The sequence below is a fragment of the Pseudoalteromonas sp. SD03 genome, assembly GCF_040937955.1.
Classification (GTDB): Bacteria; Pseudomonadota; Gammaproteobacteria; order Enterobacterales; family Alteromonadaceae; genus Pseudoalteromonas; species Pseudoalteromonas tetraodonis.
In genome coordinates, this window is record NZ_CP162514.1 from 3,186,830 (window position 1) to 3,211,712 (window position 24,883).

20 protein-coding genes are annotated in these 24,883 nt (G+C 36.4%); 8 read left to right on the forward strand and 12 right to left on the reverse strand.

Annotation, left to right across the window (positions count from 1 at the left end; translation table 11 throughout):
- Positions 1 to 67: 67 nt before the first annotated feature.
- The 8 genes from ABZP26_RS14850 (at position 68) to ABZP26_RS14885 (ending at position 6,491) form a co-directional block, all read left to right on the forward strand.
- The gene (locus ABZP26_RS14850; protein WP_013466042.1) at positions 68 to 928 is read left to right on the forward strand and encodes a YicC/YloC family endoribonuclease; all 861 of its coding nucleotides are present in this window, start codon (positions 68 to 70) and stop codon (positions 926 to 928) included.
- 181 nt (positions 929 to 1,109) lie between these two features.
- On the forward strand, positions 1,110 to 2,339 hold the full coding sequence (locus ABZP26_RS14855; RefSeq protein ID WP_128583661.1) for a site-specific integrase: 1,230 nt from the start codon (positions 1,110 to 1,112) through the stop codon (positions 2,337 to 2,339).
- A 14-nt stretch (positions 2,340 to 2,353) separates the two neighbouring features.
- A complete protein-coding gene (locus ABZP26_RS14860; protein ID WP_128583662.1) occupies positions 2,354 to 3,148 on the forward strand; it encodes a hypothetical protein in 795 nt (264 codons plus the stop codon).
- Between the two features lie 119 nt (positions 3,149 to 3,267).
- On the forward strand, positions 3,268 to 3,501 hold the full coding sequence (locus ABZP26_RS14865) for an AlpA family transcriptional regulator (RefSeq protein ID WP_128583663.1): 234 nt from the start codon (positions 3,268 to 3,270) through the stop codon (positions 3,499 to 3,501).
- 47 nt (positions 3,502 to 3,548) lie between these two features.
- A complete protein-coding gene (locus ABZP26_RS14870) occupies positions 3,549 to 3,722 on the forward strand; it encodes a helix-turn-helix domain-containing protein (protein ID WP_354373803.1) in 174 nt (57 codons plus the stop codon).
- 200 nt (positions 3,723 to 3,922) lie between these two features.
- Positions 3,923 to 4,804, forward strand: coding sequence for an inovirus-type Gp2 protein (locus tag ABZP26_RS14875; RefSeq protein ID WP_368485112.1), 882 nt, complete (start codon positions 3,923 to 3,925; stop codon positions 4,802 to 4,804).
- A 151-nt stretch (positions 4,805 to 4,955) separates the two neighbouring features.
- A complete protein-coding gene (locus ABZP26_RS14880; RefSeq protein WP_128583666.1) occupies positions 4,956 to 5,522 on the forward strand; it encodes an HGGxSTG domain-containing protein in 567 nt (188 codons plus the stop codon).
- A gap of 666 nt (positions 5,523 to 6,188) precedes the next feature.
- Positions 6,189 to 6,491: a hypothetical protein gene (locus ABZP26_RS14885; protein WP_208597488.1), complete on the forward strand. Its 303-nt coding sequence runs from the start codon at positions 6,189 to 6,191 to the stop codon at positions 6,489 to 6,491.
- A gap of 279 nt (positions 6,492 to 6,770) precedes the next feature.
- On the opposite strand, the gene ABZP26_RS14890 is transcribed toward ABZP26_RS14885, so the two are convergent.
- The 12 genes from ABZP26_RS14890 to ABZP26_RS14945 all read right to left on the reverse strand — a co-directional run bounded on the left by ABZP26_RS14890 (position 6,771) and on the right by ABZP26_RS14945 (position 24,550).
- A complete protein-coding gene (locus tag ABZP26_RS14890) occupies positions 6,771 to 6,941 on the reverse strand; it encodes a hypothetical protein (RefSeq protein WP_164907919.1) in 171 nt (56 codons plus the stop codon).
- Positions 6,942 to 7,585: 644 nt separating this feature from the next.
- The gene (locus ABZP26_RS14895) at positions 7,586 to 7,708 is read right to left on the reverse strand and encodes a hypothetical protein (protein WP_368485113.1); all 123 of its coding nucleotides are present in this window, start codon (positions 7,706 to 7,708) and stop codon (positions 7,586 to 7,588) included.
- Positions 7,709 to 7,942: 234 nt separating this feature from the next.
- Positions 7,943 to 9,256, reverse strand: coding sequence for an HNH endonuclease domain-containing protein (locus ABZP26_RS14900; protein WP_128583645.1), 1,314 nt, complete (start codon positions 9,254 to 9,256; stop codon positions 7,943 to 7,945).
- A complete protein-coding gene (locus ABZP26_RS14905; RefSeq protein WP_368485114.1) occupies positions 9,257 to 11,104 on the reverse strand; it encodes an AAA family ATPase in 1,848 nt (615 codons plus the stop codon).
- Positions 11,104 to 14,076: a type I restriction endonuclease subunit R gene (locus ABZP26_RS14910; RefSeq protein WP_128583647.1), complete on the reverse strand. Its 2,973-nt coding sequence runs from the start codon at positions 14,074 to 14,076 to the stop codon at positions 11,104 to 11,106. Before ABZP26_RS14910 ends, ABZP26_RS14905 begins: the two co-directional genes overlap by 1 nt.
- Before the next feature lie 38 nt (positions 14,077 to 14,114).
- Positions 14,115 to 15,341: a restriction endonuclease subunit S gene (locus tag ABZP26_RS14915; protein ID WP_128583648.1), complete on the reverse strand. Its 1,227-nt coding sequence runs from the start codon at positions 15,339 to 15,341 to the stop codon at positions 14,115 to 14,117.
- Complete coding sequence (locus ABZP26_RS14920) at positions 15,341 to 16,330, reverse strand: type I restriction-modification system subunit M (protein ID WP_368485624.1); 990 nt, start codon at positions 16,328 to 16,330, stop codon at positions 15,341 to 15,343. The genes ABZP26_RS14915 and ABZP26_RS14920 overlap by 1 nt, the downstream gene beginning before the upstream one ends.
- Before the next feature lie 281 nt (positions 16,331 to 16,611).
- Positions 16,612 to 18,228, reverse strand: a complete 1,617-nt coding sequence (locus ABZP26_RS14925; RefSeq protein WP_368485115.1) for an ATP-dependent endonuclease — start codon at positions 18,226 to 18,228, stop codon at positions 16,612 to 16,614.
- A 169-nt stretch (positions 18,229 to 18,397) separates the two neighbouring features.
- Complete coding sequence (locus ABZP26_RS14930; protein WP_368485116.1) at positions 18,398 to 18,802, reverse strand: hypothetical protein; 405 nt, start codon at positions 18,800 to 18,802, stop codon at positions 18,398 to 18,400.
- A 1-nt stretch (position 18,803) separates the two neighbouring features.
- A complete protein-coding gene (locus tag ABZP26_RS14935; RefSeq protein WP_368485117.1) occupies positions 18,804 to 20,798 on the reverse strand; it encodes a hypothetical protein in 1,995 nt (664 codons plus the stop codon).
- Positions 20,791 to 23,382, reverse strand: coding sequence for a hypothetical protein (locus ABZP26_RS14940; RefSeq protein ID WP_368485118.1), 2,592 nt, complete (start codon positions 23,380 to 23,382; stop codon positions 20,791 to 20,793). Before ABZP26_RS14940 ends, ABZP26_RS14935 begins: the two co-directional genes overlap by 8 nt.
- Positions 23,375 to 24,550: a tyrosine-type recombinase/integrase gene (locus ABZP26_RS14945; RefSeq protein WP_368485119.1), complete on the reverse strand. Its 1,176-nt coding sequence runs from the start codon at positions 24,548 to 24,550 to the stop codon at positions 23,375 to 23,377. Before ABZP26_RS14945 ends, ABZP26_RS14940 begins: the two co-directional genes overlap by 8 nt.
- Positions 24,551 to 24,883 lie beyond the last annotated feature (333 nt).

Consider the following 24,883-nt stretch of genomic DNA (forward strand, 5'->3'; position numbering starts at 1 on the left):
TTAGAGCTTAAGCAGTGTTACGGTATAATCATTACACTATTGTATTTAAAAATGTAGGAAATCATCCATGATCCACAGTATGACAGCTTATGCGCGTCGCGAAATAAAAGGCGAATGGGGCACTGGCACGTGGGAAGTTCGTTCAGTGAACCAACGTTACCTTGAAACATTTATTCGTGCACCAGAGCAATTTCGTGGCATGGAGCCCGTTATTCGCGAGCGTCTGCGTAAGCACTTACAGCGTGGTAAGGTAGAAGTCTTCTTAAAATTTGTCGCAAATCCCGCACATGTTGGTGAATTATCAATTAATCAGTCGCTGGCGGAGCAGTTAATTAATAGTGCTAAGTGGGTTCAGCAACAAAGCAGTGGTGACATTAACCCTGTGGATATTTTACGTTGGCCTGGTGTTATGGAAGCACAAGAAATTGATATGGATAGTGTAAATACAGCTCTTATTAGTGGTCTTGACCAAGTAATTGAAGACTTTAAATCTGCGCGTGGCGATGAAGGTGCAAACCTTGAAGAAATGATAACTACACGATTAACCGCCATTTTAGAGCAAGTTGATATTGTTGAAGCACATATGCCAGAAATTACTAAGTGGCAACGTGAAAAGTTAGTACAAAAGCTTGAAGATTTAACAACAAATATTGATGAGTCACGCCTTGAGCAAGAACTGATTTATCTTGCACAAAAGCAAGATGTTGCCGAAGAGCTAGACCGTTTAAAGTCGCACGTTAAAGAAACTCGCAAAATCCTGAGTAAAGGTGGTGCTTGTGGTCGTCGTTTAGATTTTATGATGCAAGAGTTTAATCGTGAAGCAAACACGTTAGCATCTAAATCTATCAATAGTGACATCACCAACGCAGCTGTAGAGCTAAAAGTCCTGATTGAGCAAATGCGTGAGCAGATCCAAAACATAGAATAGTATTTTCAGCTGCTCTCAGCTGTTCACAACCCCCTAATAAACCTAGCTTTTGCTAGGTTTTTTGTTTTCCATGGTTCATAATAGTTTCTTATTGTTTGCATCCAAGTGGTTACCAAAACGGTTACTAAACGTTTTGGTAACCACTTAATCAAACTTCTAGTAACCACTTTCCGGTGATTGAATGAACCAAAAAGAGCTAAAGTCTGCCATTAAGAATACAACATCTGTAAGAGTACGTGTTGTTACAGGACTATATGTAAAGCCCAATAAAGAAAGGACTGGTGGAGCATGGGAAGTTAGATACACAATAAATAAAAAGCGATCATTTATGACGCTAACTGAAGGCCGCTTTCCTGAGCTGTCATTGGCGGATGCAAAACTGCTCGCCAATAATGTTCTACAAATGGTAAAGCAAGGAAAAGACCCTTTACAAAAGCGCATAGAAAACAATAAGAAAACCATTATTACTGTTACAGATTTATTTGATAACTGGTACGAGGGAGCAAGTAAAAAGCTTAAACATCCTAATGTAGCCTTACGTTACTTCACTAATGATATAAAGCCTGAATTAGGGCGATTAAGAATCGAGGATGTAAATGCTAAACATATACAAGATTTAATAAATAAGATTTTAAATAGTGGACGGCCTTCCATCGCAAACAAGGTTTTACTTCAATGTAAGCAGCTATTTAAACACGCTCAAAAACTAGACTGCACTGATAGAAACCCTGCGGCAGCTTTTGACGCAGCCGACGCTGGTGGTGCGGGTAACAGTCGCAGCCGAATACTAAGCACTGAAGAGATAAAAATTATATTTAGTTCTTTTGAAGAGAATAGCCATATTTTTACAAGAGATAATTACATAGCATCTATCTTACTTCTTGCTTTAGGAGTTAGAAAAGGTGAGCTCATCGCTGCAAAATGGAGTGAGTTTGATTTCTCAAAAAATAGTTGGTCTTTGCCTGAATCAAGAAGTAAGACAAGTGTAGCTATAAAAATACCTATAGCATCTGCATTACTACCATTATTTGAAGAGCTAAAAGTACGTTCTTGCGGATCTGATTATTTATTCCCTTCGAGGCGAGCAAGTAAAAGAAGAGCTTATATCTCCGATGATACCCTCAACCATGCTTTGGCTAAAATATTTGGTAAAAAAGTCGATGGCAATAAAAAACCATACCCAAACATCTTAGGTAATAAAGGTATTGAATACTTTGTAATTCACGACCTAAGACGCTCATGCCGTAGTCTACTTGCTCAGCTGGGTGTTCCAGACAATATAGCTGAGCGCTGCTTAAATCACAAAATTAAAGGTGTAGAAGGGGTTTATAACCGATATGACTACTTCGACGAGCGCCAAAAAGCACTAACAGCACTAGCTGAACTTTTAATCCCGTTAACACAAAAATAGTTAAGAAATCCAAAATGGCTAAATCAAAAATAATATCTATTACTGGTGTAACAAGTAATGAAGCTAAGCAACAATTTGAAAACCTTAAGAAGATGGTATTACCTGAAATGCTGCTTGATAGATTAAACAGCGATACTCTAAAACAAGATAATAAATTGAAAACGGCATTAGAGTCTTTCTTCTCTGGTATTGAACTCCTTAATTTATTAGGCCATAGAGTTAAAAAGCTAAAAGTTAATAAAGAGTTATTTCCCGACAATGAGCAATCTATGCTTAAAGAGGTAGATAACGAACTAAAAATTATGGCGAAAACACTAACGGCATCCTATACCTCAAAAGAAAAGCAATTTAGTGATGCATTAACCAGTGCTCTTCTTATTGGTTACCATACTGGCGCCCATGATATGAGAGTTAACTTGGAAAGACATGCTAATAAGGGGTTTCAAAAGAATGTCCTTGATCCTCAAAAAGGTGGTAAAACTAAAACGGAAAAAATTACTCCTTTAAGAGATATAATTAAGGAAATGGCCTCATTTCTTTATGAAAATAATAGTATAGGCAAATTCAGTAAGGAAAGTGCGACGGCTGCAATCTTTCAATTACTTTATCAATTTAACCTCACTAACAAAGCATTAGAGTGTTTCAGCACTTTTAGTAACAATGAAATTAAAGAGCAATTTGTAAGGCGTCAAATAAAGCATATACAAAAAAGCTCTTCATTACGGCAGCCATCAGTAAATAAGCTGGTGGAAGTTCTTAAGTCAGAGTATAAACCAACGAAAATAAAGAAAAAATTAAAAATAATTTAATTATAAATTTCAATAACTAACATCAAAAAAAAAGCCCTATGCTTAGCACATAGGGTTTTATCAAATCAATATTCCATCAAAATTCTCCCATCAACAACGATGAACCGGAGAATACATATATGAACAAACTAACTAAACCAACAACGCAATTTACTGATCGTCTCGTAAGAGAAGCTGAGCGTGTAAAAATCACATCAGTTTCACGGACCAGTGCATGGAATCTAGAGAAAAAGGGCTTATTTCCTAAACGTCGTAAATTGCATGCCGATAGCGATAGAGTTTGCTGGCTTTTAAGCGAGCTTCAAGAGTTTGTTCAATCTCGTGAAGTTATAAACATGAGCTCCACTTTATGAACAATAACACCCTACCAGATCTTGCTATGTATATTGACGATGCTCGGATGATAAAGAAGCCTGAGTTGCAAAAGCTTCTTAACATCAGCAGGTCAACACTTGGAAGGTGGGTAAAGGCAGGCCACTTCCCCCCACCAGCTCATGTAATTAACGGGCGCTATATGTGGCACTTTCAAGATTATAAGAATTGGCTAGCTAATAAGAACCCCAAAAGCAGGTAAATAATCTGCTTTTTTTTGCCTACTGATGACGCACTTTGAAGCAAATTGATCAGTAAAAATACGCTTAGTCACAATCAATAAATACATCTTACTTATTATATTTAAAGAGCTTTTACTGATAGAGCGCTTATCTCCTCGCAGCGGATATTAAATAATATAAGAAAGATACCTATTAATAACTAAACTAAATAGATATGACAATGACCTTTAAAATAACAGCAACTAACTCGTTAGAATTCATATACAAAAATCATAGCTACCGAGTATTTAAACCAAAAACTAAAGGGCAAAATTTAAAAGCATTAACTAAAGTCTTTCAGCACTGTGAATGTATGCTTTCCCATTATTCTAAAGTTTTAGTAGCAAGAATAGATTTAAGTACTCAGTCTTATTCTATTAATAATCAGATGTTCTTAAAGTTTATTAAAAAACAGTTGTCGGTACTTACAAAACAATATAACTGCAAAGTAAGTTACATATGCACTAGAGAGAGAAATACATCTTCAAATCATCATTATCATTTAGCTGTGTTATTGAGTGGCCACAAAATAAAGCATAGTAGCAAGCTCACCTATCAATTAAAGCATGCTTGGGAGTCTGAAGGGTTAGGCTCGGCTTCATTCGTTAAACATCCATACTACCTAATGCACAGGGGTAATAAATTCAGTATAGAACCGGCTCTATACCGCTTAAGTTATTTTACTAAACGTGCCACAAAAGAAGCTAACATTAAGGGTCATAGCTACTTATTTAGTAAACTTGAATACTCAACAGAGCACGTTGATAGACGCTTTAACGATATGCTGCTCGTAAATCCAGCTATTACATACCAGCAAAATAAAGAAGCGGCTCTAATAAACCCAGATAACTCAGAGGCTGGTGGTATCAAGTTACTAAAAAGACTATCAGGTATAAGCATTACACAGCTAAAACGACCTAAACTTCATCACTTATTAATGTGCAACGATCACCTTAATCAAGCTAGTAGCGATCACCTATCCGTTCAGCACTCTATGCACCGAAGTATATATACGCAAAGTGATCGATCACCCTATGTGAATTTACAGCAAAAAACTTCATAAAGTGATCGCATTGAATGGCACCAAAACTATATAAGCAATTGATTTATATAACCCCGCCATGGTGATAAACACATAAAACTTTAATTTTTAGAAACTTTAAAGAAAATAAATTTTCAAAAAACAAACCCCTTGAACCGAAGGTTAACCGAACATGATCGATCATAAAAAGGCAAAAATGAGTAAGTTTAATTTAAACAGTTTACCCAAGTGCGGCGCTAAAACACGTTCAGGTAGTCCCTGTAAACGCTTAGGCAACAAGCGTAATGGTCGATGTAAATTGCATGGTGGTCGCTCTACAGGTGCAAAAACAGCTGAAGGCAAACTTGCCGTACGAACTAACCCTATCAAAAATGGAGCTGGTTGGAACGTCATACAAGGCTATGATCCAGAGTTAAATGAATACTCTATCGATGCATACCTCCAGTTGTTCGATATGGTTAAACTAAACAATACAGATAGCAGCGAGTTAAACGCATTAATAGCGCAACACAGAGTTGCATTAGAATGCTTTAAATATCGGGTTCTTGAGTACTATGGCGTGGATAGCTTTATCATTATCCAATCGGCACTTGATGCATATTACAAAGATACTGATAGTCAACATCTCCATTTTCATATCCACACGAAGATAGTAAAAGCACCGTACTTCCACCAGCATATGAGTGAAGCAAGAAAGCAATTCTTACTTATTAATAAAGGCTTTAAGTTTAATTGGTAGTCACCCGTCAACGGTTGACGGGTGACTTTTGAGGGTAAGATAATAACTAATTTTCAATGACTAACAAGTAAGTTGTGTGCTTATACATCAGTTATATAGCTAGCTTTTGGTTAATAGATATATAGTGATTACTGTACTAAAATTAACTTTACATGATCATTGATTGTTATTATCTCTTGTTGTAATGTCCAGTCAACAACTTACCCTTCTTCCACGCAGACGATACACAGACCTCTGGAGTTGGGCGTTCTAACCGACCTTAGCGTCGGTTTTTTCATTTCTGGGCTACTAAAACGTGAACACAAGAATTTATATTGACGGATACAATCTTTATTTTGACTGCCTTAAGGGTGGTCCTTTTATATGGTTAAACCCTGTTTCTTTGTCTGAATGGCTTTTAAAGCGTTGCGGAGTGAGTGCGTCTTTTTTTGATGGTCTAGCTGTAAAATTTTTTACCGCAGAAATATCCCAAAGGGCTGCATCTGGTAAAGCTCACTTAACGAACAACTTTCTTACCATCTTGCCTTACACAATTATTGTGGTTCTAAGCTAAAAACCATCAAAAGTAGCTATGCCATCGATAAGACCAAATTTCCTATAGTTGAAAAGGATAACCTAGGTAAAGAAAAAGAACTTAGCGAGTCTGAACGTGTAAAAATATGAAAAATGAAGGAAAAGCAAAGTGATATAAATGTAGCACTCGAAGCCGTCTATGATGCAATTACTGACTTATTTATAGAACAAGCTGTTTTCGTAACTACTAACAAAGACATTGTTCCAGCACTAGAAAAAATTAAATACCACAATACATTAAAAGTAAGATCGCCTATCAAGATTAGCTTAATAATCCCTAGAAAAGTAGAAGGAATACTTGATACTCTAACTGACTCTCAAGTTGAAAAAAGCTTATCTAGACTTGAAAGTGAATTAATAGACCACTACATAAGGCCAATAATTTACCATACTTAGAAGGATCACCAGCTAATAACATGGACGATGAAGAAGTACTTGCAATCATAGAGCAGCATTTGAGTGCTTACGCCATTCATAAGTACAACCTAAATAATAGAAATAGACAGCAAGCATAGTCATTGACCTTATTGACAGATTAAAACACTAAACTGGCGGCTAGTTATACTTTATCGCTCAAACTGACTTAATAAACTAACTTGTACTACTCATATTTAATCTTACAGTTTTAACGAATAGCTTAGCAATGAGCAAGAAATAAAGAGTTAGGTTAATTCTTTACAAATCATCTATGTCAATTTCGATTTCTTTTTCATGCTCTCGCTCTCGAATCAGCTCAATCAACTCGTCGTCTTCTTCAATTACTGATGAAAAAGGTATTTCATCATCAATCGCATCGATCACTTTAACCGATTTTAATATACCATTTGCATTGTGATCTTTATTCATGGACTAACACCTCAGAGCCTAATAATTATTGTAACTATAGCTACTAAGGACAGCTTTTAGAAGATATGCAGCTGTCATATTTAATTGAATATGGCAGTTTAAATTCAAGTTAACTCACCTAAATTAAGAAAAATAACTCATAGAGAGTACTTAAGAGCTATTTCCTCATTTTCCCAAAAAATAAAATATGAGTTTCTAGGTAATAACTCATACCCTTCCACTTCCTGTGCGCCAACTCACACGCCTACAACTTGTGAAGAAAAAATCATCTGCCATTTATTATTAAGCTTAACAAATGTCATTCCGTTAACATCTTTTATCCCAGCTCTCGTAGAGTAAGTGACGGATATTTATCGACGTTTTGATTACCTAAATCCATATTAAAATTATTTAACTAACTATCATAAACAACTACTTTTGAAAGTATTCTAGTTGGCATCACTGGAAAAGAGTCTCTCTTAGTCCATGGTTTACCTAGTTTGAACCTTGAACCTCTTCTAAAGCGCGCATGCTCATCATCTAAATAAGTCTTTGTAAACTCAACTCCAAATACGTTCGGAAACCATGAGTGCAACGTCCTCTTTTATACGTTATTAATAAGCCGTCAACAGTTGACGGTTTACATAAAGCACGACTACAGCCCTTTAAAACCCTGTTATAAACGTATCTAAAAAACGTTTAAATTTATCGGTAATAATGAGCAGTACTTTTTTGCGTTGTAATAAGCTAGGTTTAGTTTCGAGTTCGTCTGCGAAGTCATCCTTCATAGCATTGCATCACTAAGTGCATAGCGAGTTGTCAGCGTCCTCACTTATACATTCTTAACAAGCCGTCAACCGTTGACGGTTTACACAAAACACGACTACAGCCCTTTAAAACCCTGTCATAAGCTTATCTACAAAACGTTTAAATTAATCGGTAATAATAGGCAGTACTCTTTTGCATTGTAATAAGCTGGGTTTGGTTTTGTAGATACTAAGAAATTAACCTTTAGGCTATATTTAATCCTCAATAATCCAACTATCTATAATATCAGTCAATAAATCTTGCTTTAGTTTACCTAAGGCATGATGCTCTGGATAATTAGAAACTATCGCTTTTATCAATTCTTTTTGAAGCTGCTCCGTATCATCTTCAATTAAGTTAGCAATCGACTCAATTGCACTTTGAGGATAATACTTTACCAAATCTAAAGTTCGCTCAATGTCTCTGGAATGTTTTGCGTAATAGCCTTGCATATTTGGGGATGGATGTTGAAATCTTGCTAACTTATATAAAGCTAAAGAGTTTTTGATTTTTTTATTTTGCAATGCTGAATCAGTTAATTTAATTTTTTGATACATTGTTGAATCATTACTCATGAAATAATCGGTTAAATCACCGGGTTGTACTGATTCGAATATCGTAATATGTTCTACATTATCTTCAGGTATGTGCGGATGCAGTAAACTAAAATCCAATATTCCTTGCTCCAAATCAAGTACACTTTCATCCGACTTACTATGATTACAGCTATGACAAACAGGGATTAAATTAAATAGAGATACAGCAAAAAAAGGAAATATAGACTTAGGTAAAAAATGATCTAACTCAGGGCGACCTTTAAATTCATTACCCTCAAAAACAGTGTGTGTATAATTACGATTGCAATAAGGACAGAGCGTATTCTCTGTACTTTTAGTAATTTCATAGGCTCCCCAACCATCAAAACTTCCAATAAGCTTGTCATATTTAAACTTATCCATACAAAAATATAGAAATGTTTTAAACTCGATGTCTATTCCTATACAAGCAAGATCTAACTCCATTCTGGGATTAGCTCGGTGAGCAGCTGGACCATCGGCAACGAAGTGCTTACGTAGCAAACTGTAATTCAATTCACCATTAATTAGGTAAAAATCCAGCAGCCCCAGCTCTTCTAGTTTTTCAGATAGAGCATCTCTATTAACCTCAACTCTCTTATTTTTACTAATAAAACTTGTTAGCTGATTTATAGCAGAGCTCTTAAATAATAAAGACACCTTCTTTATTGTTCCACTTTTTTTAACTGTTTTCCAAAAGTAAAATGCATCATGAAACAAAGAGTGGAAAACGACTGGAACCTGTTGTTTCATTAAATCAGTTAACTCAACTAACATCTCAAGTTGTTGTGGTGGAGAACTTAAAAACAGACGATTACCTTTGGTAAATAACCAAGCCATATATTGATTGTCAGGTAAAGGGTTTCCCTCAGAGAATATATCTAACTGCTCTATACACCAATCAAAATGTTTTCTGTTTACATTTTCTGAAGCTCTAAAGGTAATAGAAAACATTTATTCCTCATCCACTATGAAAAGAGCCTGCAAATCTTCTAATTTGTTTTTTAAATCAGGGTTTGACTGACTGTATCTGACTAATTTAGTGATCATTGCAGAATCAACATTACTTTTCTGACTAAAAGAAACTAACCGTTTTTTTAATTCTTTCCTTAATAACCTATCACCAATATGTGAAACCAATAATTCCGCACCTAAAAGTTTATCTTCAAATGATGCATCAGGTAAAAAAGATTCAGACTTATGATCGTTAATAAAACCAACTAAACGTTCTATTTCAATTTTAGCAGCTTCACCAATCGTGCTCTCTAAAAAGAAGCTATCAGCTAACATTTCATGAATATTAGCTGCAAAACTATCATTAAGACTCCGATTATTCCCTAAAGCTAAAGCTTTTCCATCTAAAATGTCAGATAAAACAAAAGGGCTATGTGACGAAATAATTACTTGTGGCTCAACCTTTAATTCAAGGAAAAGAGAGCTCAGTAAATAAACTAAACACCTTTGCCATTCAGGATGAAAGGAGTTCTCGGGCTCATCCAATATAACCACGCTGTTAGGCTCTTGAATAAGGGCTAGTTTTATTTCATTAAAGAAATGTACTGCGGTTACTTCCCCCGAACTCAATCCATCTATTTTTATAGGTAGCCCAGGGGCCTGAAATGCTCGTTTCAAATTAGGTAAATCGACCCAACCAGTTCCACAAATGAAGTCTATTCCATTACCATCGTCCACATTGGCTAATTCAATAAACAGATGGGATCCATGTACATCATTAAATCCAGCCTCAAAGGAATCTATACTTAACTCAAATCCCTTAAGATGTAAGCTTAATTTATCGACCAATTTATCCCAGCCCTGTCTTTCAATATATTTATTGATATCTTTTTCGAAAGGCTGAAATACCTTAAATCGTGTTAATAGTATTTTTAAACAAATCATCAAACCATCTAAGTGAGGAACGATTGACTTTTTTATATCAGACTGAACCGCACTTACTGAAATTAAGAATAAGTAAATTAAAATAAAGTCATCTTTTATTAAATCATTTTTCCTTGATATATACAGAATAAATTCATTATAAAGTTTCACATAAGAAGTGTTTTTACTGAACCCTTCAAACTCATAATGCAAATCAACATTTTCGGTAATATTTTCTTTAAAATCACTATAAAGAAATAACAATCGTGAAAACTGATTTTCTGAAATATATGCAAGCTTTGAGATATCTGTCATATCTTTTGCACTATCAGAAAATCTTTTGGCAAGTTCACTGTCACTTACACCTGTAATAAGCTTTTTAAAAGGGTTTGAAGATATTTTTAAGCTTGTTAGACCTGTAGAAGATGACGTACCAGCGGCAACATCACTCAGTGGATGATATAGAACAGTTTGACCAAAAGACTTTGCCAGCTCTCGGGGTATAAAAGCCAGATCCTGTATTCCATTATTTTTAAGGGAATAGCTCGTATAACTGGGTGATAATAAGTAAAATTGGCTTCCTTGATTAGTCATTTGTTCTAAAATACAAAAACTATTTGCACCTACCTGACCCATTTCTTTTGGAAAAAAACCTGTCGTATAGATATAACTAATTAATTCGATTAAGTTTGACTTACCCGTACCATTTTTACCTATTAGGGCAGTAAAAAAATCTAAATGCCTAACAGGATTTTTTAATTGAGTACTGTATTGAAAAAAATCAGTACGCTCAATGCTTATTTCTTTATCATTTCTTTTAACATCATAATTTAGTGAGAAGTGCAGGCTTTTATCTATAATGTTTTTATATTCTTCAACCCATAAATAAACGAGTTTAAATTGTCCGTCAGCTATTAACTCCATCACATACCACCATAAAACGTATTAACAAAGCCTTTTAGCTTCTCAGCTAGCCTTGGTATTACTTTCTTGCGTTGCAGCACGCTTGGGGGCTTTTCCATTGTTGCTACTATGTCTTCACGCAATGGTTCTTGGTTGCTGAATATCATGCGTTCAACAAGCTCTTTTACATTTTCAGATATCAAGTGTTCTTCTTCAGCCATTACTTGGGTGGCTTTTTCTTTTTCAACTTCCCAATAGGCGGCAAAGGCATCATCAACTTCTTCGGCTGATTGTACATTTGGCAGGTTTTCTTGAATGAATTTATCAATCAGCTCTTGCTTACTCCGCAGTTCAGGATCACCACCAATGGTTTGCATTAGTGCTTTATACTGCTGCTGGTACTCTTCATCAGAGTCAGATTGTTTAAGTTTGCTAAGTAGCTTTAAGATGTAAGCAACATTCACTTCATCCATCGCTAACAGTTCAAGTTCAAAGTCAATCTCTTCTAATATAGACTCTTTTTCAGGGGCGGTATTGGTTTTAACCTTGTCGTATAAATCTAAGTACTTACTTTTATAGTCTTCATATTCTTGTTCTTGAATAAAAACATCATCAAATTTAAAGTCAGCAAACGTTGAAAGCACATTGCGTAAACGCATTAACTCCCTGAACGCTTTAATAAACTCAAGTTCTGCGTTTTCATCTTCAAGGCTATCAACACTCGCCGTATCAGGTGCAATGGTTTGCATTTGGTCTAACGCTTGATTAAACATTTTAATGAATTCTTCATACGGCGGCATGATCACCGTATCTTTAGCATCCTTGTTTGAAAACAGCGCTAAGGCATCATCTGTGCGCTTTTTCAGGTTACGGAAGCTAATGATGTTACCTTGCGACTTTTGCTCGTTTAAAATGCGATTGGTGCGTGAATAGGCTTGAATTAGCCCGTGATACCTAAGGTTCTTATCAACATAGAGGGTATTCAAGGTTTTACTATCAAACCCTGTTAAAAACATATTTACCACAAGCAAAATATCAACTTTTCGCTCACGAACTTTCTTCGAAATATCATTGTAGTAATTGTAGTAAGACTCACTATCTCTAGTAGTATAACTACTGCCAAACATTTTGTTGTAGTCGCCAATAAACTCTTCTAGTCTGTCTCGACTATGGCTGGCTATACCTTCATACTGGGCTTTAGGCTCTGCAACTTTATCCAATACAACTTCGTCTAAGCCATCAGCATCTGGGTCTTCTTCGTTAGCGGCATACGAAAAAATAGTGGCTATTTTAAGGTTATGTTTACCTTCCGCTTTTTTCTGTGCAAATAGCTCGTAATACTTAATTAATGCAGGCACGCTTGAAACACAAAACATGCCGGTAAAGGCTTTGCTATGAGTTTTACGATTATGCTGAGCAATAATGTAATCGGTAATTTTTTCTAATCTAACGTCAGATTCCATTAGCTCTTTGGTGTCGATACCTTCAACGTCTATATCAACTTCATTGGCGCTGTCTTTTTTCTTGTAACGGCCAACATACTCAACGTTAAATTTAAGTACGTTTTCGTCTTTAATCGCATCAACAATAGTGTATTTGTGTAGTGGCTTGTGGAATAAGTCACTGGTAGTGTATTTACGAGAAAACTTAGACACCGCATTTTCAGCAAAAATAGGCGTTCCAGTAAAACCAAACATTTGATGATTAGTAAAAAACTGACTAATTCGCTGGTGAGTATCCCCAAACTGACTACGGTGACATTCATCAAAAATAAATATCACGTTTTTGTCTTTTATCGGCTCCATTCGGCTTGAATAACGTTTATTACTAATGGCGTTATTAAGCTTCTGGATGGTGGTTACAATCAGTTTTTCATTGCGGCGAGTATTAACCTTGCCACCTTTAGCTTTAGTTGATAACTGCTTCTCACCGCCTTTCTCAAGATAATAAACATCTTTACCGGTAAACTGGTCAACTAACACTTTGGTTTTGTCTGTACCGTCTACACAGCCTTTGATGAAACTATTAAATTCCTTGGCTGTTTGATAATCCAAGTCTTTTCGGTCAACCACAAACACTACTTTATGAATGGTGCTATTACCCGTAAGTAACTGGGCAGTTTTAAATGAGGTAAGCGTTTTACCAGAGCCAGTAGTATGCCAAATATAACCATTTTGTTTTTTTATTGATTGATTACTGGCTTTTAGGGCTTCACGTTCAGCTACTCGGTCAATAATCGCTTCGGTGGCGTATATTTGATATGGGCGCATCACCATTAATATGCGGTCTGTTTCGTTCAGTACCACGTATTTAGTGATCATATCGATTAAGTGCTTAGGCGTTAAAAACACCTTAGCGAATTGGTCTAACTCGGTATAACGATCGTTATTTTCTTTTGCCCAAAAGAAGGTTTGTTTAAAGCTTTGCTTGCGATTATTAGCGTAATATTTGGTATTTACGCCATTGGAGATAACAAACACTTGTACATATTGGAACAAGGCATCCTCAGCCCAATAAGAATGGCGCTGATAACGATTGATTTGATTAAACGCTTCTTTAAGCTCTAAGCCACGGCGCTTCAATTCTATTTGAACAAGCGGTAAACCGTTAACCAAAATGGTTACGTCATAGCGGTTTTTATAACGGCCTTCTACGGTAACTTGTTGCGTTACCTGAAAATGGTTTTTACTAACATCGTCATCAATAAAACGAATGTAACCTGCGGTGCCATCGTCTTTATTTATTTGCAGCCTATCACGCAGTATTTTCGCTTTATCAAACACATTACCTTTAGCTAAAGCATTACGAATCTGCTTCAGTTCATTTTCACTTATTTCAAAGCCATTAAGCTTTGAAAGCTGCTTCTTTAAGTTCGCTCTAAGTGAGTTAATATCGGTGATACTGACCTTTTCAAATTGCTGCTTACCATCAACCTTTTTAGCAAGCTGAGCAACTAAGTTATCTTCTAATTGTTGTTCTGACTGATAGGCCATATTAACTTCCTTTTCTTATAGGCATAATCAATTTCTTCCTAGACAAACATCTGTAGTAACAAACCTTTCTTAAAGGTTTGAGTTAGCTCTATTTGCTCATTTATTGCTTGAAGCTTGTTATCTAAAGTATCCAGAAAATCAGCTATTTTTTCTTGCTCTTTAACCGAAGGTAATTCCCACTTAAGTTTTAAGAACTCTGACTTACTTAACACCCTGTTTCGACCAGCACCACCGGGGGAAATCAAATCCAACATGTATTTAAAGCGCTTCAACTGAATAATGTGTTTGAAATATCGATGTGTTGCTTCATTCTTTTTAAAGGTATATGTCGGGAAACGGTGAGATACAAGACCTCCATCATCTTCAGTTTTGGCAATAGCAATCGCCCCTTCCCAAGCGAAAGTGATATTAACAACCAAGTCATTTGGACGGACAACAAATAACTTTTCCATCACAATGGCTTCAGGATCAGAGTCAGGCTTTTGAAAAGTACCTTTCATATGGCTTCTAATCCCTAACGCTAAATATTTCTTACTAGGCTTTGGTATCTCCCTAACTTCAGGACTAAGCACTTGGTTCATTGTTTTTTCTTGCCAATCAGGGAAGGCTTTACCGCTTTCATCTTTAAAGCGAATTTCTTGCTTGAATAGCTGTTGCATTACACCTTTTTTGTATTGAGCTAACAAGATATGTTTTTCTTTTAGAAGACTACTTTTTCTATCTATTGAAGAAAGGAAGTCTGCAATTTTTTGTTGCTCTTCAATTGTTGGCAATGCAAGCTTTAATTTAGATAATGACTCTTGGTTGATATTAGTATTTGCACTCGTAGTACTCATTCTTAGCAATGAATTTCTAAATTTTGGAGTCCAAAAACAAAAACGTTTAAATCCATGTTCAATATTGTCATTGCTGCGAAAGCGAATAAGAAATCCACTATAGACAGCATCTTCAATATCATGCTCACAAACTGCTGTTTCACCAACACCTTGCCTCTTAACTGAAGAGCGTATGAATAAGGTATCCCCTTTTTTGAGGGAGTAGAGTCCTCGTTCTTTTTCTGTTGAATTGACCAGATCAAGTTCTGGCAAGCCTATAGAGTTTTGACCAAAAACATCCATTAAGTTAACAAATGGCATGCCATGCCCAAAATCTTCAGCAGTTTTATTAACTCCGTTTTTAAACTCACCTAAATCAGATAAATTATATTTTTCCCAACTAGAGTCAAACTCAACAAATCTTAATGGTGGTTTTAATGACAAACTCATTATCTAACTCCCTTGATGCCTAGTTCCTTATAAAACACCTCTAATTTAGAGTCTATAGAGTCAAGTTCAACATTTACGTTTTCTATGTCCGTTAATAAACTTGCTAGATTGATATCTTCTTCTTCTTCAAAAGTGTCTACATATCTAGGAATATTGAGATTGAAATCATGTTTCTCAATTGTTTCGTAATTTGAAGTCTTTTGAATTGGTGCAACATAAGCAAATTTATCTTGGGCTTGACGGCTATCAACTGCTGATAAAATTGCTTCTAGATCTTCACTACGTAAATAGTTTTGATTACTTGCTTTTCCATAGTTTTTGCTGGCATCTATAAATAATATATTATCGCTGTGCTGTCGGTTCTTTTTAAGTACTAAAATACATGTTGGAATGGGTGTGCCGTAGAATATATTAACTGGTAGCCCTATTACTGCATCTAGGTAATTTTTATCTTTAATCAGATGTTTACGAATATGACCTTCAGCAGCACCACGAAATAACACACCGTGCGGCAATACAACTGCCATAGTGCCATTTTCATCGAGCTGATGAACCATGTGCTGAACAAAGGCAAAATCAGCCTTACTTTTAGGTGCTAATTTACCGTAATCTTGAAAGCGTTCATCTGTTAAAAAGCCTGCTGAAGCACTCCAATCAGCTGAAAATGGAGGGTTTGCCACTACTGCTTCAAAGCGCTTCTCAAGGTGCTGTGGCTGTTCAAGAGTATCGTCTTGTTGAATATCAAAGTTACGGTAATGCATACCGTGTAAAATCATATTCATACGAGCTAAGTTATATGTAGTCGGATTTGATTCTTGCCCGTATACTTTTATGTCTTTATAAGACTCTTGATCTTTATATTCATTTATGACTTTTAAAAGCAAGGAACCAGAACCACAAGTTGGATCGTACACGCTACCAATTTTTTCTTTGCCTAACGTAACAATTTTTGCAAGCAACTTAGATACCGCAGGTGGCGTGAAAATAATGTCGCTTACGAAAAATAGAAAATCGTTACCACCTTATATTTAAAGACTTTTTGAGTGGTAACAGTTTTATCGAAATATTTTCTGAAAAGGCAATCGAATAAGTAGGAGGTGTAAAATATTGTTACCTATTTGGAGAGGTTGAATTTTTAAATATTATTTTATATCTAGAATTTGCTTTTGAGTATATTGATGAAATGGACAATCAAGAAGAAGCTTAAAACTGTTTTTCGACGTATAAACCTGGTGTGCCATTGGCGCCACCAGATTTTATAACAGAGCATTTAGTACGACAGTTCCCAAGCACTTAAGAGAGTTTTAAATATTATCGGCATTTCTGTTTCGAATTGCTCTTTTGTAATTTCATCACCTACACGCTTTGCAAGCTTCGTTTTTTTCTTGCCATTCATTTCTGATACTTGCTCTTCCGAGCGCTTCCAGTCTTCATAAGCTGGGTAGCACTCCTCAAGAGAGCCATACTCTAAAACCTGTATTTGACCTCTATCGTTAAAGGCTTTGAAACTTTTTATAAAATCGTCAAATCCTGCCTTTGCTTTGTCTGTTGGGGCATCACATAGTATTACCATTTTCTCTTCAAAGATCGATTTCTCTAAAGGTTTGAAAGCTTTCTTAATCGCATTAATTGAGCGTTTTGCTTGGTGAGTATCACCTTCAGCGGAAATAATTTGAATAGTTGGCTTATCCGAGTAGAAGCGACGAATAACTCTAGTTAAAAGTTCGACTTCACTGGGACCTTCAACAATGACGAAGTTACGAGGCAACAGTAAATCTGCTGGGCTACCCCCTAGTAATTCAAAAACTACGTATGGTTTGTCAAAAGTGTCTACTGATTTAAAGTTAGTAATACTGTCTTCTTTTTCTACTTTGAATATTTTTTGAGATGGATGTTCGTCTGCTACAAATACTGAGGAGTGAGTATTTATAAAAACTTGGTCTAGGTCCTCACAAAGCTCCAGTAATACATTTTTCAACTTTCTCTGCGCTGTTGGATGAAGATGTAATTCAGCTTCATCTATAAAGAAAAGAAATGACTTTCCTGCATCATCGCGATTTTTTCTATACTCTGCATAAGCCTGAATTATTGCTAGCATCAAAGCTCGTTGCATACCGTCGCCTTTTTCTGAGGCGTAAGTTTCAACACCATCATCGACCCTAGTTTGAAAGTTTTTCAGTAAATCGTCAAATTCAGGGCTAGTTACCTCAAAACTAACCTTAGTACATTCTGCGAATTGTTTTTCAAGGTGCGTTTTGACACTATTTCCGAGCTTGTCAAACTCTACTTTCACGGCTGAATCCTCATTATCGAATAGCTCGTCAAACTTGCTTCTAAAGGCTCGATACTGGGGGTCATCTTGAAGAATTTCTTCAAGAACAGATGAAAGCATTATCCCTACAGGAGTTTTAGATGAATACTTTGCTACTTCATCAAAATATTGTTTAGTGTGGATATATTCAAACTTAGGTAAGAAATCGTTAAGAGCTTTATCAAAACCGGCGGGGTTTTTGGCTAGCTCCACGCCCCTGATAGTCAGCGTTCTTTTACTAGGCTCACCGCTCGTTCGTTTTACAGAAAGCGTATTACTACCATCTAAAACGTTTAAAATTTTCGTTTTGTTGGTCTCATTTCGCATATTCTCAGCACCATGCTGAGCTCCTTCAAACTCAATTTCAACTGAAATTTCTTTAGAGGTATTTCTGTTGGGATATAAATCGATTAGAGACTTACCCTTTGGTAAACCTTTGAAGAACCACTCTACAGCTTCAAAAAGATTTGTCTTACCGGCATTGTTTTGTCCTACAAAGACATTGAAATCGTTAAAGTCGAAAACCGCACTTTCGATTGACCTAAAATTATTTATAGTTACTTTTGTTATCTTCATCTTCCCTGATCCTAATTTTAAATTGAAAAAAGTATTAGCTTACTTTCAAAAAAAGCCTCAAGAAGTACATACGCACCGCTAAAGCTAATAAAATCCTAGTAGATAATACTGTAAAGTAAAATATGCTTTTTACTGAATATCTTTGTTTGGCTTTTAAGATTACTCAATTTTAGCCTAGGTGCTTAAGCCTTTCTGCAAAGTTATTTCGCTCAGCTAGTACTTCATCGTACATGTTATAAATTTGCTGAATATGTTCCCACAACGACTCATACTTAACTTTGTACTCATCAGCTAATGCTTTGTGTTGACTGTTTAAAATTTTCAATGACTTAATTTCTTTCTTAAGCTTTTCATTTTCTGTGCCTAACGTAATCGACTCGGCTTTATGTTTCTGACGCTTTTGCGCAGTCTTAATATCTGGGATTTTTTCAGGGTTAAACTTGTAGATTGCAGAGTTTGAAACACCTAATCTTTTCGCTACTTGGCTAACATTAATTTTTTCTTTATTGGCTGCCATTTCCGACAAGGCCTTATCAATTTTGTCAGCCATTGTGATCTCAACTGATTCACTCATATTAGGCTTCCTTCACTTTTATCGTTAACTGGTCAATGATGATATTAGCGGCTTCAAGGTTGTCATTTAATGCAGTACTAAAAGCGTTAAATCTTTGCTTTATTTCTACCGGAAACTTCTCAAATGTAGCTAGTTGGGATTCACATCGCTTTTTAACAACCAGCCAATGCGGCAAGTGTCTAGGTGTTGCTATGTAGCTATCACAATTTACACAGTGACTCGGATCTGCGGCATTACGAACCTTGCACTCCCCACCCTTAGTGCAATAGCCATGTGATACACCCCTGAAATTATTGGTATGCTTAGCAGCAAATGTTATCAACTCTTCCATATTTTTAAAATGTGGCGCGTTCCCAGTGGTTAGGTCATCAGCAAGAATTTCTGATAACTTGGCTATAAAATTTTGGCCGCCTTTTCCTGCTAATCTGCCATCATTGGCTGCGATAACCATATCTTCCATCGCTTGTGAAATCATGAATTCTGAGAAACTATCAGTTAGTCCAATCAATTCCTCCATAGACTCATAGCCCCGCTGGCTATAAACCAATGTCATCATATTTTCTAGGTGTTTATATTGATACTTAATGTCATCTAGATCCCCGAGACGATTAGCAACTATAAACCAAGCGAATGTATGTCTAAATTGATGAGCGGTGAAATTAAACAAGTCACCCACTGCATAAGGCTTTTTGAAATTTCTATGGTTTGAGCCAACTGATTGATAATTACAGTCCATACGCTCCAGCTCTGAAACATCTTGTTGACTAAGGCGTATACTAAAAAGCTTATTAAAATTATTGAATGAGCTTTTCCCAGGTTTAGTATTTAAAGAAAATTCACACGCTTTTTTGTGAGGTATTGTTCCAAATAGAGTTTTAGACTTGAGTCCAAACTCTAGGTTAATAGCTCTTTTGGTTGGTAACACATCGCTATGATGCCTTAGAAGTAATTCTGCTCTTTGGCGAAAGATAGAGCAAACCTTTGAGAGTAGATTTACAGCGCGGTAGGTAACTTCATTGGTTATCCACTCTACACATTGTATTTCATCAGTAGTTTTAGATAAAAAGGACTTTATGAAATATTTGCCATTACGCTCAATAGCTGCATCATCGTTAAGTGCCAAAGCTTCGTTATAACGCATTCCTGTATAACTAATTACTAAAACAAACGTATATTTACGAAGATTTTTTATTGCTTCGTGATTTTCGTTTAGCCACGATGACCCATAATTACTCAGACCATCTATATGAGTCGAATTTTTAAAACCTGTTTTTGGTAGCGTAGAAATAGAATTATTGAGTTGTGTCTGAAGCAAGTACCAATCATCTATAATTTGCTCAGCGGCATTAAGATGCACTTCACATAGTTTTAGCGCTTGCTTCATGACTTGTATTGGGATGATTGAATGCTTGTTTCTGCGCTGTTTTTTAAGCAAAGTATATGGTATAAGATATTCATTGGTTAGGTCAAAAAACAGCCCATTTTTAACCACAGAATATCGTTTCAACCAGTAAAGAGCTGTTAGCAAGGATTGAGCAAACGAAGGGTGCTTCTGCAAGTTAGAGACTCGTACGAGTTCAATAATTATGTTCCGTAAACGAAGTTCTGGTAGGGAGCCCAATACAGAAAAACTCTTAATACCATACCCCTCAAGCCATTTAGCAAGTCGTTTCAAATTACTGATATTTCTTCGAATAGTCTCCCAGCTAAGGGGGTCCATTCCTTGCCCTGTTCCTTGAGTATACATACCAAGTGTTAAAGCTTTCAGTTGATATTGAAATTCTGCCCCGACGCCATTAAAGGTAACCGATAGTTTATTACCTTCAGAAAGCCAAGAGTCGTCACCAAAAAGTGTTTTTTGTTCCTTATTTAGGCGTATAAAACTCCATAGCAATATTGAAGAAAGTAATTCTACCCGCTTCTCATCATAAGGGAGTAAGTGGATGAGACCGTCAACTTTCAAACAATGATTTATAGCGGTGAAAGTGTCAGACATTTATCCCCCTCAAGCTGTTAGCTGATGTAATTGCAAACTCCCAAAACGGGTGCATACCTTTATTCATCAGTAGCTCCTCACCTTTATTCAGTGCACTCTGACTTCTTTTAGCTACTTGAACTAGAATGTCGTCAACTCTTTGTTGTAATGCGTTTATTGCTTCTTGCTGAAATTCGTTGTTATCAATATCAGAAATACTGGCGGACATCTCCGAAAGCACATATTTTTTATAACTTAATAGCTGCCATACATGCTCAGGATCAGCAACTGTTCTAAAGTGTTTGCACCAAATGCAAGCTAGAAAGTCGCTACACCATGCGTTGCTTTTTGACTGTTGAAGATGTCGGTGCGTTTTATTATATTGCTTAGCTTCTTCATCATTACCACGCGATGAGCACTGTCCAGAAGGTGTTTTTTGTGTGCTACCATCATCTACCATTAGTACTCGGATCTCAGAATCTATTTCTCTGCCAGTAAAGTAACGTTGCATCACATCAACTGCTGTGTGTAACGTTTCTTGAGACTTTTGCTCACTAATTCGCTGATAATGTTTGATGAAAGTATCAAACGTATGCAAATTCACTGCCTCATAAGCTCGCATTTGCTTAGCCACATCGCGATAAATATGGTTAGCACCACTTTTTCGAATCCGCATAGAGTTATATGCAACGCGGCATCCTAACCTTTTCAATAACGTCTTGATGTATGAAACAATGGTTCCACTTTTGATTCGGCTCACATTTGTTTTATCTTTGGTAATGAATAAGAACGGTTGCACAGCAGGAGTTGCGAGATGTCGGTAATCTTTAGTAATAGTATCTCTAACAAATAAAATATCACGCATTACGCTATTTACAGCTCGTCCATCCAAAGAGTAAGTATCAATGTCATACCCTTTTCTTGGCTTTTGCAGCAGTAAGGTTATACTTTTTTGAGCAGTCGGTAGGGCTACATCGGTAATATCACTCAATTCAATATCAACCATTGGTGATGTGTTCCAGCAGCTTTTAATTTGAATTCGAGCGAAGTATAAGGCCAGTAACTGCTTGGAGTTCTGAGCCTCATTAATCCCTTTCTCAATAAAGAATATGAGTTCTCTCAACTCACTGTCGCTGTATAAGTCTTCAATTCTTAACCTTCTTGCGTGACGCTGATGCTTTTTGTAAGATATTTTAAAAGCTTCTATCGTCTCTTGGCCTGTAATAGTCATAAGCCATCGCATTGTTTCCGTATATGATGCACCACTACGAATACTTATAGATTTACTTTTAACTGCACTTTGTAGTTGCTCAAATATAGATTTTTGGATAGAGCTCTGGTTCATGCCTAAACATAGAAACCCATGCTCTAAAACTTCTTTTTTATAATTTGGAATCAGATAATTAACTATCAGGCGCTTGAGTTTAGAAAATCTAGTATGGAGAGTTTCGATGTTATAATTTTTTTCAGGCAATAACGCTATTTCTGATCGGTGCAACTGCTCAATTTCGAGCATCAAACTAGGACAAGTTAAAGCAACCTCACTATAGTCGATGCATCGGAAACTTTCGTATCGTTTAAAATAAAATGGCAATAAATGAGCGATATAGTCATGACGGTGTATCTTCTCGCCTAAATGTTGCTCTAGCAATAGTAAAAGCTCTGAAAACTGGTCTTTTCTTAAGGCAGCTTTAGCTTCTTTCAATAGCGAAAAATTATTTGCCTTAAAGTTATCGAGTCCATGCTCTTTGAATGCATAAGGTTTTTCCTCAGAAAACCGACGGATACTAGTAACAATAGCTAAAAACCGTCTGGTCATAGCCTCAATGCTATGCTCTAAGTCACCCTTAAACTTTTCAGAATCTGCAACGGCCTGAAGTTGTTTGATTAAAACCGGTTCTGACTGTGCTAAATCAGTTACGTCAATAGACTTTCTGTTGATTGCAATTTTGACTGTTGAAAAGCGCTTTGGGTAATTTACTCTAAGCACTGAAAGTAAAGCTGATTGAAGAACTTTGTTCCGATCTTCTATTGGGTGTTCATGAAAGACATTTTTAAAGTGCTGACTAGATTTAAACCAACTTAAACCATGCCTTGATATTAAATCAGCTAGTTTCGGTGCTTTATCAAACAACAGATGTAAGCACATTAGCGCTTTCTGTGCATTGAACCTAGTTGTACTACCAGCTAAACCAGACTCCAAGTTCCAGTTAGTTAAAGCCTCATGTAAGTCACTTCCTAACTCGAAGTTTTTTCGATACCAATTTAATAGATCAATGTTAGTATCAAAAACAAATACACTGCTGGGTCTGGATTTTACTTCACTTATCGTACTGGCAAAATGAAATAAGCAACGTCTAAATAGGACGTCATCTTTAGGCTCAAGATAACCTGCCTTTACCTCTAACTTGAGCCAATAATCCCTATCGATTAACGAGTTAATGTCCTCAACCAGCCTATGACAATGACTATGTAAAATTTCATATCGCATCAGTATTCGTTTAAAAAATTGGATATGTAATTTTACGCGCTTACTGCTTTCAGCAGTCACATTGTCACTCAACTGAGTTTCTAAGCGAGAGAATTTTAGAGCACCATTAAGCATTTACTTCTCCTGAAAAATCAGGGTTAAATGCCACTTCTTGTAAAGGCTCAACAAGTTCTCCAAATAACTTATCTACCCAACTTGCCATTTGCTTATCAAACGTTAATGAACGTGCGAAATTGATGTACTTTTGAGTCGTTGAAAAATCTGCATGGCCCATCAACTGCATTAACTTGTATTGCACAAAGCCAATGGGCAGATTCTTATGAATTAGGAAACCAGCAAGGTTTGTTGCAAAAGTTGAACGTAAGTCATGAAAATCACGTTTTAGTGTTTTCCCGAATGGCGCTAATTCCTTACGCACTTTTGAGATCACATTGCCTATAGATTTACGAGACATGAAATCACCAGAACGGTTAATAAACAGTGGTGCATCATCACAGTTACCATGTTCAAGCTGCCACTTAGCTAATCTATCTTGATGTTCTTTGCCGTTACGATATTGCCAAAGTGATGTCATCAAGCCTTTTGACACCATTATCGTGCGCTCCTTATCGTACTTGCCGATTATGGTTAAGTAATAAATTGCTTTATTACCCAAGGCAGGGTCAACAACATGACTAGCACTAAAAGTGGCTATTTCTTCTGCACGTAAGCCGCATTGCACTGCTAAATCCACTCGCAATTTAGCACCTTGCTTTGCGAGCTCTCTGCTAGCATAGAGCAGCTTAAGTTCCTCTTGGCTATAAGGCGATAAACCCGCATCACCTAGTTTCTTTTGCTTGTACTTTTTAGGGATAAGTAAGTCAGTGGTGGTAATGGTAAATCCTTTTTCATCGCTACCGTAATCGGTGAATAGCAAGTCTAAAACGCCGTCCTTACGCTTTTTCTTAATAATCTTGGTTTTGTATTTGAATGGCACTTTATCAATTCTTTTTTGCTTTCTTGCCCACTCGTAAAACTGCCTCACATGGTTGATGTACAGGTTTGCAGTATCTCGCTCAATACCCTTTGCAATCACTTGTTCTATAAGATGCTTGCGATACCGATAAACAGGCAACCAGTATTTTGCTTTATCGCTGTCACTCACAGCATAAACCTCTTGCCAGTCCACATTATTCTTCTCAACCCATTGCAAGAATAAACTCATAGAATTCGCTAACGACTGCACGGTTACAAGTGACACACCACCAAGTGGATTCTTGTTTCCGCCTCGCTTAGGGGGCATGAATAAACCTTTATACCTGTGCTCAAGGAACAAATTTATTTCAAGAGCATCCTGTAGCCTATTAAGCGATAACACTCTTGGAAAACGCTCAATAAAACGGTCCTCGTGAAACATAACTTCGCGATAACCTTGCTCATTAACATCAGAAATGTAAGGCAGACTACCTAGATTAACGGTTCGATTAACAATATTAGGGTAGATTACACTCAAATAGACTGCTCCATTGAAATACTGCAAAAAATATAGCGACAAGTTTTGTTTTAGTCAAACACAAAATTGCAGTATGTCGTTACTGCAAAAATAAATTGACGTATGCTTTAAGATAATCCACCA

Coding starts and splice junctions, on each gene's coding strand:
- ABZP26_RS14850 (WP_013466042.1), top strand. CDS start 68: ATGATCCACAGTATGACAGCTTATGCGCGTCGCGAAATAAAAGGCGAA.
- ABZP26_RS14855 (WP_128583661.1), top strand. CDS start 1,110: ATGAACCAAAAAGAGCTAAAGTCTGCCATTAAGAATACAACATCTGTA.
- ABZP26_RS14860 (WP_128583662.1), top strand. CDS start 2,354: ATGGCTAAATCAAAAATAATATCTATTACTGGTGTAACAAGTAATGAA.
- ABZP26_RS14865 (WP_128583663.1), top strand. CDS start 3,268: ATGAACAAACTAACTAAACCAACAACGCAATTTACTGATCGTCTCGTA.
- ABZP26_RS14870 (WP_354373803.1), top strand. CDS start 3,549: ATGATAAAGAAGCCTGAGTTGCAAAAGCTTCTTAACATCAGCAGGTCA.
- ABZP26_RS14875 (WP_368485112.1), top strand. CDS start 3,923: ATGACCTTTAAAATAACAGCAACTAACTCGTTAGAATTCATATACAAA.
- ABZP26_RS14880 (WP_128583666.1), top strand. CDS start 4,956: ATGATCGATCATAAAAAGGCAAAAATGAGTAAGTTTAATTTAAACAGT.
- ABZP26_RS14885 (WP_208597488.1), top strand. CDS start 6,189: ATGAAGGAAAAGCAAAGTGATATAAATGTAGCACTCGAAGCCGTCTAT.
- ABZP26_RS14890 (WP_164907919.1), bottom strand. CDS start 6,941: ATGAATAAAGATCACAATGCAAATGGTATATTAAAATCGGTTAAAGTG.
- ABZP26_RS14895 (WP_368485113.1), bottom strand. CDS start 7,708: ATGAAGGATGACTTCGCAGACGAACTCGAAACTAAACCTAGCTTATTA.
- ABZP26_RS14900 (WP_128583645.1), bottom strand. CDS start 9,256: ATGTTTTCTATTACCTTTAGAGCTTCAGAAAATGTAAACAGAAAACAT.
- ABZP26_RS14905 (WP_368485114.1), bottom strand. CDS start 11,104: ATGGAGTTAATAGCTGACGGACAATTTAAACTCGTTTATTTATGGGTT.
- ABZP26_RS14910 (WP_128583647.1), bottom strand. CDS start 14,076: ATGGCCTATCAGTCAGAACAACAATTAGAAGATAACTTAGTTGCTCAG.
- ABZP26_RS14915 (WP_128583648.1), bottom strand. CDS start 15,341: ATGAGTTTGTCATTAAAACCACCATTAAGATTTGTTGAGTTTGACTCT.
- ABZP26_RS14925 (WP_368485115.1), bottom strand. CDS start 18,228: ATGAAGATAACAAAAGTAACTATAAATAATTTTAGGTCAATCGAAAGT.
- ABZP26_RS14930 (WP_368485116.1), bottom strand. CDS start 18,802: ATGAGTGAATCAGTTGAGATCACAATGGCTGACAAAATTGATAAGGCC.
- ABZP26_RS14935 (WP_368485117.1), bottom strand. CDS start 20,798: ATGTCTGACACTTTCACCGCTATAAATCATTGTTTGAAAGTTGACGGT.
- ABZP26_RS14940 (WP_368485118.1), bottom strand. CDS start 23,382: ATGCTTAATGGTGCTCTAAAATTCTCTCGCTTAGAAACTCAGTTGAGT.
- ABZP26_RS14945 (WP_368485119.1), bottom strand. CDS start 24,550: ATGCCCCCTAAGCGAGGCGGAAACAAGAATCCACTTGGTGGTGTGTCA.